This is a genomic window from Anaerolineae bacterium, from assembly GCA_025062375.1.
Taxonomy (GTDB): domain Bacteria; phylum Chloroflexota; class Anaerolineae; order SpSt-600; family SpSt-600; genus SpSt-600.
On sequence record JANXAG010000013.1, the window covers coordinates 1 to 16,635 of the forward strand.

The window sequence follows — 16,635 nt, forward strand, 5'->3', positions numbered from 1 at the left end:
GAACTGCCCGGCACCTGTGATGATGATGACCTTGACCTCGTCATTCTTAAGGACTTCATCAAAGGCCTGAAAGAGCTCGGTAACAGTCTGGGTGTCAAAAGCGTTGGCCGGAGGGTGGTCAATGGTTAGGATAGCAACACGGTCCTCAATTGAGACGTGGATATTCTGGTATTCTCCCATGGTTCCTTCCTCCCAGGTTTTTATGGAAGGGGCGGGGAGCCGGGGCTCAACCCCGGTCCCCCCTTTGTCCATACCCCCTGCACCGGCTAAGCGTACTCCATGAAGCCCTTGCCCACTTTCTTACCCAGATGGCCGGCTTTTACCTTCAGTTTGAGGAGGCGGGCCGGGCGGAAGCGCTCACCATACTTGGCGTGGAATTCCTGAAGCTTTTCCAGAACGTAATCAAGCCCCAGGGTATCGGCCAGCTGGAGGGGTCCCATCCTTTCACCCTTATAGGTCATACCTGTGCCGGCCATCATGGCCAGATCAACGTCGTTGACAGCGGCAATGTTCTCCATGAGACAGAGGGCGGCTTCGTTTATCAGAGGCATTATGAGGCGCTCCCAGGTAAATTCAGTTCCGGTGGGAACTTTCCCTTCCTGCTGGAGCCTCCTTATGGCCTCTTTGACGGGCTCATCGGTCTGGTCCCCATAGCCGTAGAAGCCGGCACCGGTCTTCTCGCCGTATCGGCCCATCTTGTAGATTTCCTCAAAGAGGGGGCAAGGCTGCATCCTGTCGCCGTATTCGCTGTAGAGGTAAGCACCTACATGATAACATACATCAAGGCCGAGCATGTCCATGAGGGTGAAGGGCCCCATTGGCCATCCGAACTCGGTCATGGCCTTGTCTATTTCGGCAGCGGTGGCAGCCCCTTCGGCCAGGACCCAAGTGGCCTCGTTGAGGTAGGGCATAAGAAGCCTGTTGACCAGGAACCCGGGGCATTCCTTAACCACCACGGGGATTTTGCGCAGGGTCTCAGCGAACATCACCACGCTATCAATGGTGTCCTGGTCCGTGTCCAGGCCGGGGATTATCTCCACCAGCTTCATCACGTGGGCAGGGTTGAAGAAGTGCATTCCGATCATTTTGTGAGGTCGCTTCGTGGCTGCCCCCATCTCTGTGATGGAGAGGGCCGAGGTGTTGGAAGCGAAAATGGTGTTGGAAGGGCAAACTTCATCAAGCTCTCTGAAGACTCGCTTTTTGAGTTCGATGTTTTCGGGGATGGCCTCTATCACGATGTCCACATCCTCAAATCCATCGTAAGTGAGGGTTGTAGTGATAAGGGCCATCTTGGACTCCACATCACTTGGGGTCATCCTTCCCTTATCCACCTGGCGTTTGTAAATGGAGCGGATTTTTTCCAGGGCTTTGTCCAGGATTTTCTGGTCAATGTCCTTGACCACCACTGGGAGTCCTGCAAAGGTTATAACCTGGGCTATTTCGGCGCCCATAACTCCGGCGCCAACCACTCCAGCCTTAAAGATATACATGGCTCAGCCTCCTTTCTGGGAATTACCAGACCCTTAAAGCCAAAGCCGCATCCGTTCCGATACGGGCGAAATAAAGCTGCTTGTTCAGGTATTTCTCCCGAGCCTTGTCGTTAACTTCTATGAGGGTCTTGCCGACGAAATATTCGCCCGAGTCCACGTCAATGGCCACGATTTCTCCCTGATGGTTGGCTTCCAGCTGGTCTTTGAGCTTGAGGTAGATTTCCTTGCCTTTGGCCAGAACGCTTTCGTCAACCCACTGGGTTATCATAGCTCACCCCCTCTTATCTTCTCTCCAGGATGAGAGCGCCACCCTGGCCACCACCCACACACATGGTAACCAGGCCAAACTGGGCGTTGCGGCGCTTCATTTCGTGGATTATAGTGACGGTAAGCTTGGCTCCGGTGCACCCCACTGGATGACCCAGAGCGATGGCTCCACCGTTGACGTTGACTTTATCCCAGTCCCAGCCGTATTTCTCCAGTTCCCTTCCCACCGCCAGGACCTGAGCGGCGAAGGCCTCGTTAAGCTCAATAAGGTCAATGTCTTTGAGCTCAAGGCCTGCTTTCTTGAGGGCAATAGGGATTGTCTTAGCCGGCCCAATTCCCATTATCTCCGGTGGGACAGCAGCATAAGCGTAGCTGCGGATATAGGCCATGGGTTCGTAGCCCAGCGCTTTGGCTTTCTCCTCCGTCATGACCAGAAGAGCTGCAGCTCCATCGGAAATGGGGCAGGCGTTAGCAGGGGTGACAGTTCCGCCTTTCATAAAGACCGGAGGATACAGGGCGGCTCTTTCCACAGTGAGGCTGGGGTTAATGGTTTCATCTTCGCTCACGATTTCGGGGGCTACTTCCTGGCCCGCCACCTTCTTGGGGACGGCTACCGGAACTATTTCTTCCTTGAACTTGCCCATCCTGGTAGCCATGAAAGCCTTGCGGTGGCTTTGGACAGCATACTTATCTTGTTCTTCCCTGGTGATACCATACATCATGGCCAGGTTCTCAGCGGTGCGGCCCATTATTTGCCCACAGATGGGATCGGTTAGGCCTTCCCAGAGGGTGTCGATGAATTCAGTGCTCCGGAGCCTGAGGCCCCACCGTGCTCCTCTGACACAGTAAGGGGCAGTGCTCATGCTTTCGGTCCCACCTACGATGAAAATCTCCCCATCTCCAGCCTGAATGGCCTGATAGGCGGAGGTTATAGCCTGGATCCCGGAGGCACAGTTGCGCTGGACGGTGTAAGCGGGAACATGGACAGGGACCCCGGCCATAAGGGCGGCAACTCTGGTAACGTTAGGAGCATCGGAATATTGGCCTATGCATCCGAAGATCACTTCATCGATGAGGTTGGGGTCTATCTGGGTGCGCTTGAGGAGCTCCTCAATAGCCACGGCAGCCAGATACTGGGCGGGGAGGTCTCGGAAAGCACCGCCGTGTTTGCCCACGGGGGTTCTCACCCCGGCCACAATTACAACCTCTTTCTTCATGTCTCCTCCTTTTTATCAGGGTTTTCAAGGCCTTTTAAAAGGAGAGCTAAAGCAGCTTCGGCCATTTTCTCCAGAGAAAAGCCCAAAAGCTCACGCCTGAAGGGTATGGACATGAGGACAATAACTCCGTGGATTGAAGCCCACAGAACTGCGGCAGTGAGCCATGGGTCGCAGGGGCGAAAAAGTTCTCTCTGGATCCCTTCCTTAATGGCTTTTGCCACCCACTGAAGGGCTTCCTGGTTTTTGGTTTTTATTTCCTCGCCGAGCTCCGAAGGTATTTTCTCGTGGAGGCGGCCTCGGTCAAAGGCCACCATGAGGCGGAAATAGAAGGGGTTTTCTTTGAAAAACTGAAGGTAAGCACCTGTTAGACGATAGAGCCTCTCGGTTGGAGAGAGGTTCTGCTGTGGGACGTAAGCTTCAGCGAGCTTTTCTAAAAGGATATCAAACCCTTCCAGGAGAAGATGGGCGAGGATCTCTTCCTTGCTGGAAAAATAAAGGTAAATAGTGCCTTTACTCAATTCAGCGGCGGCTGCTACATCTTCAACGGTAGCCTCACCTATACCCTTGGAGGAAAAAACTTTGCGTGCTGCTTCCAAAATATCCTGTTTTCTTTGCTCTTTTTCCCTTGCCCGCCGCTCGCTTGTGCTCATCCCCTCGCCCCGCCATTGGGAATGACTTATGGTCATTTACTGACCAATAGTCAGTATACCATAAATGCTTATAGCTGTCAAATCACATATCTCAGAGGGTGTACAGGGCCTGGAAAAGAAGTTTCAGTACGGTCAGGGTAGACTGTGCCACCCCTTTGGCACCCGATAGAGTGCGCCCTACTCACTTTTTCAACCGCTAAATGGCTTCCAGAGCGTAGCCCTTCCTCTCCTCTTAAGGCCAACAAAGTCCCTGGTGCAATAAGAGAAGGTCCCGGCAGTCGGAGCTCGGGACTTGGTTTTGACGACAACGGGGGCCGATGCACAGCCCCGAGGCTTTGAAAGAGGAGTTGTGGGGCCAAACGCCGACGTCAAACTCGTTGCTATTTGAGGACCAAATGGAACCCCCATGAGGTTTTTCAACATTCTTTCCCTCGAACTCCAGAAGAGAAAAACCCAAAAAGGCGGTCGAGTGTGATCCAGGTTGTTGGCTTACCATTATACGCCCGGTAGTTTGGGCTGTCCACAAGTGGGCAGTATTAACTGCGAATTCCCGAAAATTCGGTTCGGGGCTTAATCTCGCCGAATAACCTGCGCGCCTTTCTCTGTAACACGCAGGTGGAAGACTCTGGCCCGGAGGCCCGCCCGCTCGAACTCCTGCCGCATCGCTTCTCCGATTTCCGGGATCCATCTGGCAGAGAAAGCGATGAGGCTGGGCCCGGCCCCAGAAAGAGCGACAGCAGCAGCACCGGCTCGCCGGGCAGCTTCCATAGCGGCGAGAGCACCAGGGATGAGAGGAAGCCGATATGGCTGATGAAGTCGGTCGTCCATCGCTTTGCCCAACATCTCCAGGTCCCCCGTCCGCAAAGCCTCTACAACCAGAATAGACCGGCTGATGTTGTATATAGCATCCTGACGGGTTACCGTCCGAGGGAGGATGGAGCGGGCGTATTCAGTCGGGAAATCCAGGTCGGGCAAGACGACAGTGGCCCGGATAGGCGCGCGCTGGGCACGAGCGGGAAGTTTTATAGAGACAACACGCTCGTTGTGCAAAATAGAGACCACCAGCCCGCCCAGCATTGCCGGAGCGACATTGTCGGGATGGCCCTCTGTCTCGATGGCGATTCTCAGAATTTCCTCCCTGGAAAAGGGTTCACCCAGAAGGGCGTTGGCGCCCAGCAAGCCACTCAGCAGGGCAGCTGAACTGGATCCCAGCCCGGAACCCAGGGGAATTCGGTTGATGCAGTGGACTTTGAACCCTCCACATGGCACGCCAGCACGGTCATATAGAGAAAGCGCTGCGGCAACGATGAGATTGGTCGCGTCAGTGGGAAGGGTTTCCTCCCCTTCGCCGCTGATGGTTACATGGATTTGACCATCAGAGGTGGGGGTCCAGATGGTCTCATTCCATAAATCCAGGGCCAGGCCCATGACATCAAAGCCAGGGCCCAGGTTCGCTGTCGTCGCTGGAACACGGACTCGCACTTTCATAGGCCCAGGATTATCTCTTCCAGAGCATCCAGGCGAGGAGGTAGGACAAGGGGTTGAACGACGGATTGGGCTACGATATCGGGGTCTTTCAGGCCGTGACCCGTGCAAACGGCGACGATGCGCTGGCCTTTGGGCCGAAGCCGCCCGGCGGCGATTTCGGCAGCCAGCCCTGCCAATCCGGCTGCAGAGGCTGGTTCCACCCAGATACCTTCCATCTGGGCCAGCAGGCGTTGCATCCGCAGGATTTCCTCATCGGTCACGGCAATGATGCGACCTCCAGATTCCGCTGCGGCCCGTAGGGCTTCCTCTCCTCGGGCTGGACGCCCAATGCGGATAGCCGTCGCCACTGTCTCCGGATGGTCCACCGGGCGGCCCAGGACCAAAGGCGCTGCGCCCGCAGCCTGCACGCCTAATAGGCGAGGCAGGCCTGTCCCCCGGTATTCGTTATACTGCCGGAATCCAGCCCAATAGGCAGTGATGTTCCCCGCATTGCCCACAGGCAGGCAAAGCCAGTCAGGGGCTGAGCCCAGATCGTCGCAGATTTCAAAGGCAGCCGTTTTTTGACCCTCAATACGGTATGGGTTCAGGGAATTCACCAGCGCGATAGGGTGCTTCCGGGTTATTTCCACCACCAAATGCAGGGCATCGTCGAAGGAGCCCTTTATTTGGACAACAGTGGCGCCGTAAGCGATGGCCCCTGCCAGCTTCCCAAGCGCCACCTTTCCCTCCGGAATGAGCACGATGCACTTCATCCCTGCCCGTGCAGCGTAGGCAGCAGCCGAAGCAGCCGTGTTGCCGGTAGAGGCGCAGATAGCAGTTCGGGCCCCCCTCCCCGCTGCTTCGCTAATAGCTGCAGTCATCCCACGATCCTTAAAGGACCCTGTCGGGTTCAGGCCTTCGTATTTGATCCATAGGTCCATCCCCTCGGCCAGTTCCCGGGCCAGCCTCGGCACCGGGATAAGCGGAGTCCCCCCCTCCATGAGCGTCACAGGCCGGGTATGAGGGGGCAAATTGAGGAGATGCCCGTATCGGGAAAGGATTCCACTATGGGCCATCGGGCCTCCACTGTGAGGGATGGTTTATTGTTCTCGGTAAATCCTTACCCGGCGGTAAGGTTCTTTGCCTACGCTGTAAGAGGAGAGGTTAGCTTGCGCCGCCAGGAGGTGTTGCTGGCGGCGAATAGGAGCACTCTGGGGGCTGAGTTCCACCATTGGAACTCCGCTAAGCACTTTTTTTATCGCTTCCTCCGCCTCCCTTATGGCCAAGGCGAGAGGGTCAGAGCCCCCTTGCCCCAGCTCGAAAATATCGGCCAGGCATTCTTCTATCTGAGCTACAGTGTTGGAACGGAGCACGTAAACTGGTATCCCTTTCCTTTCGGCTTCCACTACAGGCTGTGGGCGTTTCCGGTAAAAGCTTTTTAGAGTGAGAAAGACATCACTTTGGTTCAAGTCTTTTACTACAGTGAAAGGAACCTGGAGTTTGCGAGCAGCTTGCCTCACCTTATTTTCCCCTATCCCGTAAAGGTAGCCCTTTATCTGAGGCATTTCCCTGACGGATTGCATCCTGGGCAAGAATGGAGCCCTTTCTATGGGCGGAGGAGGAATGGTAGCCCTCTCCCGGAACACTCTACCATCTTCCGTTCGGTAGCGGATTTCGGCGGGGATAGGGTTACCCCTCAGTATCGCATCTACTGCTGAGGCCACATCGTGGTGGATGGCCAGGCGATTCCAATCCTTTATTTCAATCACCACATCGAAAGTTGGGGGAGCCCTGCGCTCCAGCACCGTTTTCTGAGTGCCCCTCCTCTTGGCTTCCTCATCAGAGAGGGTCACGCTTTCTATACCGCCCACGAGATCAGCCAGAGTTGGGTTCATCATTAGGTTATCCAGGGTCTCACCGTGGGCAGTGGCCACAAGCTGGACCCCTCTTTCGGCTATGGTGCGGGCTGCCTGGGCCTCCAGCTCTCTGCCGATCTCGTCAATAATGATGACTTCCGGCATGTGGTTTTCCACTGCTTCAATCATCACCTCGTGCTGGAGAGAAGGCGTAGGAACCTGCATCCGACGAGCTCTACCAATAGCCGGGTGGGGTATATCTCCATCTCCCCCTATTTCATTGGAAGTATCCACAATGACCACTCTCTTCTTCTCGGCCAGGATGCGGGCCACTTCCCGGAGCATGGTGGTTTTGCCCACCCCGGGCCTCCCCAGAAGAAGTATGCTTTTTCCTGATTCCACAATATCCCGGATGATGTCAACAGTGCCGTAGACAGCCCTTCCCACCCGGCACGTAAGCCCTACAATTCGCCCCTTCCTATTCCTTATGGCCGAGATGCGGTGGAGAGTCCGCTCTATGCCCGCCCTGTTATCCTCGCCAAACTCGCTTATCCTGGAAACCACGTAATCAATATCTTCTTGAGTGATCTCTTTCTCGCTCAGGATAACCTCATCGTTTACGAAGCGGGCCTCCGGGGGCCTTCCCAGGTCCATCACCACTTCCAGAAGCTCATGCCCCCGGTTTATACGCCTCAGGGCTTCTTCAATATGGGGCGGAAGGACTGCTAGTAAAGCGTCCAGGTCGTCCCTTATTTCAATAGGTCTTACTTTGAGTTCGGTAATTTCTTCAGCGCGCTCCATCTTTCTCCATACACCTCCTTTAAGGTACTGCTGGGATTCGTTGCAAAAAGACCTTCCCCATGGCCAGGGTATTCCTGACCATTATGGAAAGGCTTCTTTGAGGGGGCAACTCCCATTCTTCAAGGCCTCTGGCTATTGCCCCTTCATAGCTTCTTACTTTGAAAGTGAAGGGAGGAGGAAAGTTATCCTTCGCCCAGGCCAGGGCCATCCCCACGACCTGGGGGCTTTCAGTTTGATAGTTCGGGTGAAGGAACAGCTTTATCCACTTGCTTCCCTTCTCCTTCCACGTTATCAAAAAGGCCACGGGCTCAGTCTCTCCTTTGAGGATTCTTTCCTTTTGTTCTACCATAAGCTTGTGTAAAAATCCAGGCCTTTTCAGAGTTAATCCCCCTTCCGTTTGCCGGACCGGAGTCGGCGTTATGCTCTGGTAGAATTTCACTATAAAATGACGCTCTTCAGGTTTTACCGGTTGCCAGTTACCTGGCTCCGGCAGGCCTTCTGGCAGAGAATTCACCGCATACAAGAATTCGCGGGCATAGACCGAAAATCCAGCACGCCGGAATATCACTTCTTCTTCCTCGGGGACGTCAACAAATAACTTGTTTACCCCCAGGCCCCCGAGGCGCCAGGAAGCATAGTTTAAGAGCGCTTCCCAGATGGCGGTAGAGAACCCATCGTAATTGGGAGCAGGTGCAATATAAACTACTTCTGCCCCTTCCCGTTTGTAGTCCTTGCGAGTCTGGATGAATCCACTGGCCTTTCCCTGCATTATATATGTGGCAAAATCTCTTTCTGCCAGGGACAAAAAGGCTAAAGAGAGGCACGCTCGTTGCCACGCTCCGGACCTTTCCGGAACAAGGCCAAAACCCTTGCCTTTGCTTTCAAGGCTAAATATCAGCCATAAATCCAGAGGAGAGCTCAAAGGCCTTATCACTTAGTTCTGCGCACCATCTCCAGGAAGTAGCGGTGGAAGCGTGTATCCTCCGTAAGTTCAGGGTGAAAAGCAGTAGCCAGCAAATTGTTCTGCCTTGCCGCCACTATAGAGCCATCATCTAAGGTTGCCAGAACTTCAACCCCTGGTCCGACCGAGTGAATTAGAGGGGCCCGGATAAAAATGGCATGGAAAGGTTTGCCTTTTTCCTTCCTGGAGCTTACCTCATCCAGAGCTGGTATTTCCAGGTCCACCTCAAAGCTATCCTTTTGCCGGCCAAAAGCATTCCTGATCACAGAAATGTCCATAACCCCCAGGGTGGGCTGATCCATACCCACATCCCTGGCCATTAAGATCATCCCTGCACAAGTTCCCCACATAGCTTTACCCTGGAGGGCCCACTCCCTTAAAGGTTCCAGCAGCCCATACCTTTCCCCAATCCTGCCTATAGAAGTGCTCTCTCCGCCCGGGATTATTATGCCATCGAGGCCGTTCAAATGATGGGGGAGGCGAACTTCAACGGTTTCTACCCCCAAAGTTCTGAGCATTTCAATGTGTTCCCGAAAATCTCCTTGCAGAGCAAGAACCCCTATTTTAAACCTGTAGCTTCTTTTTGGCATACTACCACCCCCGCTGGGCCATTCTCTGTTCAGCTGGAATAGCGCTTATGAGAATGCCAGGCATTGGCTCTCCAAGGTTTCTGGAGATTCTGGCCAGAATATCAGGGTCATTGTAGTGGGTAACTGCTTCCACTATAGCTCTTGCCCTTTTGGGCGGATTTTCGGACTTGAAAATCCCGCTTCCTACGAACACCCCGTCGGCTCCAAGCTGCATCATTAAAGCGGCATCGGCTGGGGTGGCTATACCGCCAGCAGCAAAATTAACTACGGGAAGCCGGCCCAAACGAGCCACTTCCTTCACTAGCTCATAAGGGGCTCCCATCTCCTTAGCTGCTGCCATAAGTTCCTCTTCGGGCATGTTCTGGAGGCGGCGGATTTCATCCCAGACGGCTCTCATATGGCGCACTGCTTCTACCACATTTCCGGTTCCGGCTTCCCCTTTAGTTCGGATCATAGCTGCCCCTTCAGCTATGCGGCGCAGCGCTTCGCCCAGGTTCCGGCAACCGCAAACGAAAGGCACCTTGAATTTGCGCTTATCTATGTGATGCTCCTCATCAGCTGGGGTAAGGACTTCGCTTTCGTCTATAAAATCAACCCCCAGCGCTTCCAGAATCTGGGCTTCCACAAAGTGTCCGATCCGGCACTTAGCCATCACGGGTATTGTCACAGCATCCATTATCTTCAAAATATGCTCGGGGTCAGCCATACGGGCCACTCCACCTTGAGCCCGTATATCGGCCGGAACTCTCTCCAGAGCCATCACTGCACAGGCGCCTGCGTCCTCTGCTATCTTCGCCTGCTCAGGAGTTACCACGTCCATTATCACCCCACCTTTGAGCATCTGAGCAAGACCCCTTTTAACTGCGTCAGTTCCTGTAAGCCTCTCCATAGGCACTGCCTCCTTTCCTTATAATCCTGGCCAAGGTCCAGGAGACTACCATTTGTAATGTTCCTTACCTAACATTATACAATCAACCGGGGCTTTGTCAACAAGTGGGGAGGGTGGACTCCCAGAGGGGGTCCAGGGGGCTTTAGCCCCATGGCAGGGGGTCTGGGGGATGTGGTCCCAGAAACCTTAAAAAGGGAGCGATCAGCCAACCCTTGCATCCCGCCCACGAGTGGGACCCAAAACCGTGGCAAACCCTAAGCCCACGAGGGCGGGAAAATCGGGGGTCCAGGGGGCTTGCCCCTTGGCAGGGGGGTCTGGGGGATGTGCCTCCAGAAACCTAAAAAAGGGAGCGATCAACCACCTCCTGCATCCCGCCCACGAGTGGGACCCAAAACCACGGCAAACCCTATGCCCACGAGGGTGGGAAAAAACTCTTGAAATTAATTTATGGCCTCACCCATCGGAAGTATATGAGACTGCCATTGCCGACAAAGCAATCTCCTATTCCATTGCAACTTTGCCCATAGCAGGTCCGGAAACTTTGCCAATTTCCAAAATTTTGGCATTGGGAGGTGACAATGAAATTAACCTGGACCTTAGCCATCTTTATGGGGTTACTGTGCGGGGCTCTCTACCACCTCTATAGAGGAAAAACCTTCCGCGAGCTCTTCACCTACCTCCTGGCAGGAGCCCTGGGTTTTGTGGTCGGCCATACGATGGGTTATCTTTTCCTTCCCTCCTTCCCCATCACCCTCGGCGACCTCCACATCTTAGAAGGCCTACTCCTGAGTTTCGGAACGCTGAGGCTTGCTGAGTGGCTTAAGGTGTGATATGATTATGCAAAAATTCAGCCTGAAAAGGAGAAGTTCATGGTTTTAGCAACCTTGAGGGACATTGCCATTATTGTTCTGGCAGCCGAATCCATTGCCCTGGGCATCTTGCTTTTTATCCTTATCTTTCAAGTTTACCGCTTGATACGCTTTCTGGACCGCGAAATAAGGCCAATTGTGGAATCAGCGAAGAAAACTTCCCAGCTAATGGAAGGAACCGCTTCAATAATAGGGGAAGCCATCGCAAGGCCAGCTATAGAGATGGCCAGTTTTCTGAAAGCGGCAAAGCATATAGTAAAAATCCTTACCGGAAGGAGGAGGCAAAATGTTTAGAAGAACAGGGAATTTCTTCCTTGGATTCTTTCTGGGCCTGGTGACGGGCGCTCTGGTGGCCCTACTCTTCGCCCCCAGAAGAGGTGAGGAAACCAGAGCCCTGCTCCGGGAAAAGGGAATTGAACTCAAGGAGCGAGCCCTGGAGAAAGCTGAAGAACTTCAGGAAAAAGGCAAGAAAATCCTGGAAGAAGGCAAAGAAGTGGCCGCTCAAAGGCGCGAAGAACTCCTGAAGAAGTTAGGGGCTTAAGCTTTGAAACTTCTTACCCGGATAGGGGACAAATTTTCAGGGTTTCTCACCCTCAAACTCCTGGAGAAAATCAGCTCCTTTCACCGCATACAAGCCAGCCCAGGCTTCCGGGAAGCAGCTTATTTTTGTTGGGAAAAGCTAAAAGAAGCTGGAATAGAAGCTAGAATTTTATCCTTCCCGGCCAGAGAAGGAATCTATTTCTGGACTCAACCCTCATTCCAGGAGTGGGCAGTAAAAGAAGCATGGTGCTACCTGGAAGAACCCCCCGAAGAAGCCTGCAAACTTGCCGATTTCGCGGAAAATCCTATATCTCTGATCCAGCGCAGTGCTCCCTTTGATGGAAAAGCAGAGGTAGTCCTTCTGGAAAATTGGGAAAATCCAGAAGATTACCAAGGGCTTGATTTGAAAGATAAAATAGTGCTTACAAGCGGGGAAGTCGGCCGGGTCCGTGAAATGGCTGTGGAAAAATTCGGAGCCATTGGCATCCTCTTTGATGGGATGAGATCCATACCTCCTGTGCGAGAAAGAGTGGATTTGCCTGATGCCAGACAGTATACCTCTTTCTGGTGGGAGTCTGGAGGTAAAAAATGTTTCGGTTTCGTCCTCACCCCACGGCAAGGGGAAAAGCTGAGGAGCCTTTTAAAACAGGGAAAAAAGGTTAAAGTCAGGGCAAAAGTTGAATCAATTTTTTACGATGGCTCCTTTGAAGTAGTGGAAGCTTCCATCCCCGGCCTCACTGATGAATGGGTGCTTGTGGTAGCCCACCTCTGCCACCCTTCACCTTCGGCTAACGATAACGCCTCAGGAGCAGCCGTGGCCCTGGAATCAGCTATGGTCCTTTCCCGGCTTATCCGGGAAGGCTCCCTTCCCACCCCGAAGCGCGGTATCCTCTTCCTCCTGGTCCCTGAAATAACCGGCATATATGCTTACCTTTCATCCCACGAAGATTTAATCCCCAGAGTGGTGGCCGGGCTTAACCTTGACATGGTGGGCCAGAACCAGGAACTTTGCAGAAGCAATCTCCTTATAGAATATCCACCTGCTTCTTCCCCAACCCTCGTTCCCTATGTCCTGGCCTGGCTTATGGAAGAATTTGGCCCTGAAGCCCGCGCTTTTTCTGATATCGGCAAGTTTTTCCTCTTCCGCTGGAGCACTTCCCCCTTCTCCGGAGGAAGTGATCATTACGTCCTTTCCGACCCCACCGTTGGCATCCCCACCCCTATGATAATCCAGTGGCCTGACCGCTTTTACCACACCGATTACGATACGCCCGATAAGGCCGACCCCAAAATGCTATGGAGGATCGGGACTCTCGTCTCCACCTGCGTTTACCTGCTGGTAGGCGCTTCCGAGAAGGAAATCCTTTCCATAGGCTATAAAACTCTGGCCCGATTGGAAAGAGAGCTCTCGGATTACGCAACTGAAGACGCTGTCAAAATGGCGAGAGCTGAAAACCCTCACGATCTCGCTATAACTTTTGCAAAAGCTCTGGAGCGGCTTGATTTCCGGAAAGAGGTAGGACAGAAGACCCTCGCCCACATGGTTCGCTTCTGGCCTGAAGAGGAAAATTTCGTGAGAAAACTTCAGGAAAAGCTGGACCTTTACTCTCAGTCGGTAAAGAGCGCCCTTGAAGAATTAGCTTTGGACAAAGCCAGGCGCCTTGGGCTAAAGGCAATCCCTGAAGCCCCTGCTTCGGAACCAGACGAAGCCCTTCTCTTTGTTCCGGTTCGCCTCCACAAAGGTCCCCCAGCGGACGGGGAAATAAAAAGGCGCATTAAAAATCTAACCGAAGAGGAAGCAGAGCGGTGGTATAAACTCAACAAAGACCTGGGTAACAAACAGCACCTCCTGCCCGTTTTAGCCCTCTATTGGGCCGATGGCCGCCGCTCAGTGAGGGAGATCGCAAAGCTCATAGAGCTGGAGACAGGCATATCGGTCCGGGAATTCCTGATGGAATTTTTCCGTTTCCTGGAAAAAACAGGGTTTGTGGAGCTCAGGCGATGTACATCCGGCCTTACAGGAAGCGTCGTTCCTCAAAGTGGCCCATATTTATCCTGATTCTGTCGGTTGTCGCTATCCTGTATTTTCTGAACAAAAAGCCAGCCATTTCCCTCATCCCGGTATTCGGCCCTACTCCGACCCCCACTCCGTCAGCCCAGCAATTCCTGCAGGAAGGGGAAAGGGCTCTGGGAGAAGGACGCCTCAAAGATGCGTTATCTTCCTACTCAAAGGCTTTGAGCCTGGAGCCTGACAATTTCCAGGCCCTTCTGCGACGTTCTCGCCTCCTCATCTTCCTGGGCCGCCCCGGAGAAGCTCTGGAAGATGCTCAGAAAGCCGTTGCCCTCAAGCCCAATTCCCCCGAAGCTCTGGCAAATCTGTGCCTGGCTTTGAATTGGGCCGGGGAATACGATGAGGCCTTTGAAGCGTGTATTAAAGGCTTAAGCCTCGCTCCCGAAGACCCAATCTTGAGGGCTTACCTGGCGGAAACCTACATAGATAAATCCAACTGGGATAAGGCCAATGAGGAAATAAAAGAAGCTCTCGCCCTTGCCCCGAAGGATCCCGAGGTTTTAAGGGTTTACGGATACATCCTGGAAAAGCAGGGTAAATATCGCCAGGCCCTTGAAGCTTACCTTAAAGCTCAGGAATTTAACCCCCGTCTTTATTTTCTCTACATCCGGGCAGGCAATCTTTACATACTCCTGAAAAACGACAAGGAAGCCCTGGCCCAATTCAATAAAGCCGTAGAAGTGGCTCCCGACCTCCCAATGCCCTATGACGCTCTGGGGTGGGGGTATTACCAGCTGGGAGATCTGGACAGAGCTGAAGTGGAGCTTAAGAAGGCCATAGAAATAGACCCGAACTATGGGCCAGCTTATGGCCATTTGGGAGTTGTCTACTACGTTCGGCGCAAGTATGAGGATGCAATCCCTAACTTTGAAAAGGCTATAGAGCTGGGGGTTAAATCCCTGGAGTATTATTATGAACTGGGCCTTTCTTACGTTTTCCTCGGCCTGTGCGATAAGGCAATCCCCTGGCTGGAAAAAGCTCTGGAAATAGATCCGTATTCGGAACCAGCCCTCTGGGGGCTATCTAAGTGCCAGGCTTCAGGGAAAAAATGAAGCTTTTCTTTACCGACAGGCCCGTTCCTCCCGATTCCCCCGCTTACGTGGAGCGCTCCGCTGACATTAAAATCCGTCACCTTATCCTTCAAAACACGCCCGTTTATCTATCCGCTCCTCCCCTTACGGGGAAGACTTCCCTTCTCTTTCGCCTTGGGTTTTTCCTCCTCCCTATGGGCTTTTCCTTCTTCTATCTGAGGTTAAGTCAGGAGACCTCTCCAGAAGAACTGGATTCTTTCCTCAGGGACTGTTCCACGGTCAGCGCAAGATGCGTTTTAATAGTGGATAATGTGGAGAAAAGGGAAGGGCTCCTTTTGGTTCTGCGGCGCTGGCTTTACCAGCATCCTGACACACCCTTAGTAGCGGCTGGAACCTTCCTTCCATACCCGGGGGAGATTTCACCTCTGGTGGAGATAGCTCTGGGGTTCTTTTACAGACCCCACGTTTTACAGCTGGTAAACCTCCTGGGTTTAAAGGGAGAAGAGGCCAGGAGAACCTTGGAAGCCATTTACTACTGGAGTGGCGGATACCCTTACATCGTCCAGAGCCTGTGCGCAGCCCTGGCCGAAGGCCAGAGCCTGGAGGAAGCCGTGGAAGGCTTCACCCGGCACGATAGAAACCTTTTACCCACCCTGCGAGAAGCCCTGCTGGGGACACCGGAAGCTCTTGATTTATACAAACGCATCCTCAAGGGCGAACGGATAAGCTACCGGCAAACTGTGCCCCTTGTGAGAAGAGTTCCTGCTCTGGGGGCCCTTTTCAGAAGCGACGAGAAAGGATTTACGCGCCTTTCTTCTCCTCTTCTAAGCTGCCTCTAATCCCCTTCGGAGAAATCCGCAATGGAGACGAAGAAGCGAGGAATCACCTCCGGCACAAGGTCCTGGATTCTGGCTGCCAGCGCTTCAAACTCATCCAGATGGTATTCTTCCAATCTCCCTTCATCGCAAAGCCTGGCTATTTGGGGGTCAATGGGGATTTTAGCCAGGAGAGGAACTTTGAGTTCCCGGGCTATCTCTTCTCCTTTGCTCGGGCCAAAAATTTCCCACCGGGTTCCGGTATCAGGACATATTGCGTAGCTCATGTTTTCCACAACCCCAATTATGGGGATGTGGAGGTGCCTGGCCATTTGCGTGGCTTTCTTCACGATGATCCGGACCAGCTCCTGGGGAGAAGTTACCAAGATAATGCCATTGAGGGGTAAAGATTGCATAACAGTTAGGGAAGCGTCAGCAGTGCCGGGCGGCAGGTCCACGATCATGTAATCTAGTTCTCCCCAGAAGACATCGCCCCAGAATTGCTGGATAGCTTTGGCGATAAGAGGGCCGCGCCAGATCACGGCGTCTTCCTCTTTTAGGAGGAACAGGTCTATGGACATGACCTTTATTCCCGTGGAGCTGGCCGGTGGAATTATTCCTTTGGGGGCAGGGATGGGTTTTTCCTTCACTCCCAGGATCTTAGGGATGCTGGGGCCGGTAATATCGGCATCCATTATGCCCACGCGGTAATTGCTACGGCGCAGGTGAATAGCCAGGAGGGCAGCCACTAAAGATTTCCCAACCCCTCCCTTTCCACTCATCACCGCTATCACTTTCCCAATGTTATTGAATCGCCTGGCTATTCCTTCCTCTGGCACTACTGAGCCCACAAGGGCTTCTCTTTCCTCCGGGCTCATTTGGGTTAGAGTTACTTCTACCTCCCTTACCCCTTCCACCTGGCTCAAAGCTTTTTTCACTTCCTCCACCAGTATCTCCCGCAGGGGGCAAGCGAGGGTTGTGAGGGCGAGGGTGATTTTCACCTTTCCTTCCCTTTCCTCAAGCCCCTTCACCATCTTTAAATCCACGATGCTTCGGCCCAGTTCAGGATCATGGACTTTCTCCAGAGCTTCCCAGAGCAACTTTTTTTCCACCACCCCTCC

At 53.4% G+C, this 16,635-nt stretch carries 18 protein-coding genes; 6 read left to right on the top strand and 12 right to left on the bottom strand.

What is annotated here, in order from left to right; genetic code table 11:
• From NZ653_05125 to pdxS, 11 genes are all read right to left on the bottom strand, one after another.
• Positions 1 to 180 (bottom strand): enoyl-CoA hydratase-related protein (locus tag NZ653_05125; GenBank protein MCS7286499.1); only part of this gene is annotated, 180 nt, incomplete at its 3' end.
• Between the two features lie 86 nt (positions 181 to 266).
• The gene (locus NZ653_05130; protein MCS7286500.1) at positions 267 to 1,490 is read right to left on the bottom strand and encodes a 3-hydroxyacyl-CoA dehydrogenase; all 1,224 of its coding nucleotides are present in this window, start codon (positions 1,488 to 1,490) and stop codon (positions 267 to 269) included.
• 22 nt (positions 1,491 to 1,512) lie between these two features.
• Entirely contained in the window at positions 1,513 to 1,758 is a 246-nt protein-coding gene (locus tag NZ653_05135) for a hypothetical protein (GenBank protein MCS7286501.1), read from the bottom strand.
• 13 nt (positions 1,759 to 1,771) lie between these two features.
• Complete coding sequence (locus NZ653_05140) at positions 1,772 to 2,974, bottom strand: thiolase family protein (protein ID MCS7286502.1); 1,203 nt, start codon at positions 2,972 to 2,974, stop codon at positions 1,772 to 1,774.
• Complete coding sequence (locus NZ653_05145) at positions 2,971 to 3,660, bottom strand: TetR/AcrR family transcriptional regulator (GenBank protein ID MCS7286503.1); 690 nt, start codon at positions 3,658 to 3,660, stop codon at positions 2,971 to 2,973. The genes NZ653_05140 and NZ653_05145 overlap by 4 nt, the downstream gene beginning before the upstream one ends.
• Before the next feature lie 534 nt (positions 3,661 to 4,194).
• Positions 4,195 to 5,112, bottom strand: a complete 918-nt coding sequence (gene thrB, locus NZ653_05150; GenBank protein MCS7286504.1) for a homoserine kinase — start codon at positions 5,110 to 5,112, stop codon at positions 4,195 to 4,197.
• On the bottom strand, positions 5,109 to 6,167 hold the full coding sequence (thrC, locus tag NZ653_05155) for a threonine synthase (GenBank protein MCS7286505.1): 1,059 nt from the start codon (positions 6,165 to 6,167) through the stop codon (positions 5,109 to 5,111). The genes thrB and thrC overlap by 4 nt, the downstream gene beginning before the upstream one ends.
• A 24-nt stretch (positions 6,168 to 6,191) precedes the next feature.
• Entirely contained in the window at positions 6,192 to 7,748 is a 1,557-nt protein-coding gene (locus tag NZ653_05160) for an AAA family ATPase (protein ID MCS7286506.1), read from the bottom strand.
• Positions 7,749 to 7,767: 19 nt separating this feature from the next.
• A complete protein-coding gene (locus NZ653_05165; GenBank protein ID MCS7286507.1) occupies positions 7,768 to 8,682 on the bottom strand; it encodes a hypothetical protein in 915 nt (304 codons plus the stop codon).
• The gene (pdxT, locus tag NZ653_05170; protein ID MCS7286508.1) at positions 8,679 to 9,299 is read right to left on the bottom strand and encodes a pyridoxal 5'-phosphate synthase glutaminase subunit PdxT; all 621 of its coding nucleotides are present in this window, start codon (positions 9,297 to 9,299) and stop codon (positions 8,679 to 8,681) included. The genes NZ653_05165 and pdxT overlap by 4 nt, the downstream gene beginning before the upstream one ends.
• 1 nt (position 9,300) lies before the next feature.
• A complete protein-coding gene (gene pdxS / locus NZ653_05175) occupies positions 9,301 to 10,188 on the bottom strand; it encodes a pyridoxal 5'-phosphate synthase lyase subunit PdxS (protein ID MCS7286509.1) in 888 nt (295 codons plus the stop codon).
• Positions 10,189 to 10,766: 578 nt separating this feature from the next.
• On the opposite strand from pdxS, the gene NZ653_05180 reads away from it, so the two are divergent.
• From NZ653_05180 to NZ653_05205, 6 genes are read left to right on the top strand one after another with little or no spacing between them, the layout of a single operon-like run.
• On the top strand, positions 10,767 to 11,018 hold the full coding sequence (locus NZ653_05180; protein MCS7286510.1) for a hypothetical protein: 252 nt from the start codon (positions 10,767 to 10,769) through the stop codon (positions 11,016 to 11,018).
• A gap of 39 nt (positions 11,019 to 11,057) precedes the next feature.
• On the top strand, positions 11,058 to 11,351 hold the full coding sequence (locus tag NZ653_05185) for a hypothetical protein (GenBank protein ID MCS7286511.1): 294 nt from the start codon (positions 11,058 to 11,060) through the stop codon (positions 11,349 to 11,351).
• Positions 11,344 to 11,598: a YtxH domain-containing protein gene (locus tag NZ653_05190; protein ID MCS7286512.1), complete on the top strand. Its 255-nt coding sequence runs from the start codon at positions 11,344 to 11,346 to the stop codon at positions 11,596 to 11,598. The genes NZ653_05185 and NZ653_05190 overlap by 8 nt, the downstream gene beginning before the upstream one ends.
• 3 nt (positions 11,599 to 11,601) lie before the next feature.
• Positions 11,602 to 13,656 carry a DUF4910 domain-containing protein gene (locus NZ653_05195; GenBank protein ID MCS7286513.1) on the top strand — a complete coding sequence of 685 codons (2,055 nt, stop codon included), beginning with the start codon at positions 11,602 to 11,604 and terminating at the stop codon, positions 13,654 to 13,656.
• Positions 13,599 to 14,720 carry a tetratricopeptide repeat protein gene (locus NZ653_05200; protein MCS7286514.1) on the top strand — a complete coding sequence of 374 codons (1,122 nt, stop codon included), beginning with the start codon at positions 13,599 to 13,601 and terminating at the stop codon, positions 14,718 to 14,720. The genes NZ653_05195 and NZ653_05200 overlap by 58 nt, the downstream gene beginning before the upstream one ends.
• Positions 14,696 to 15,538 (top strand): hypothetical protein, encoded by an 843-nt coding sequence (locus NZ653_05205; GenBank protein MCS7286515.1) that lies wholly within the window; start codon positions 14,696 to 14,698, stop codon positions 15,536 to 15,538. Before NZ653_05200 ends, NZ653_05205 begins: the two co-directional genes overlap by 25 nt.
• Here the strand turns inward: NZ653_05205 and NZ653_05210 are convergent.
• On the bottom strand, positions 15,535 to 16,626 hold the full coding sequence (locus tag NZ653_05210; protein ID MCS7286516.1) for an Mrp/NBP35 family ATP-binding protein: 1,092 nt from the start codon (positions 16,624 to 16,626) through the stop codon (positions 15,535 to 15,537). The two genes, NZ653_05205 and NZ653_05210, sit on opposite strands and share 4 nt — an antisense overlap.
• Positions 16,627 to 16,635 lie beyond the last annotated feature (9 nt).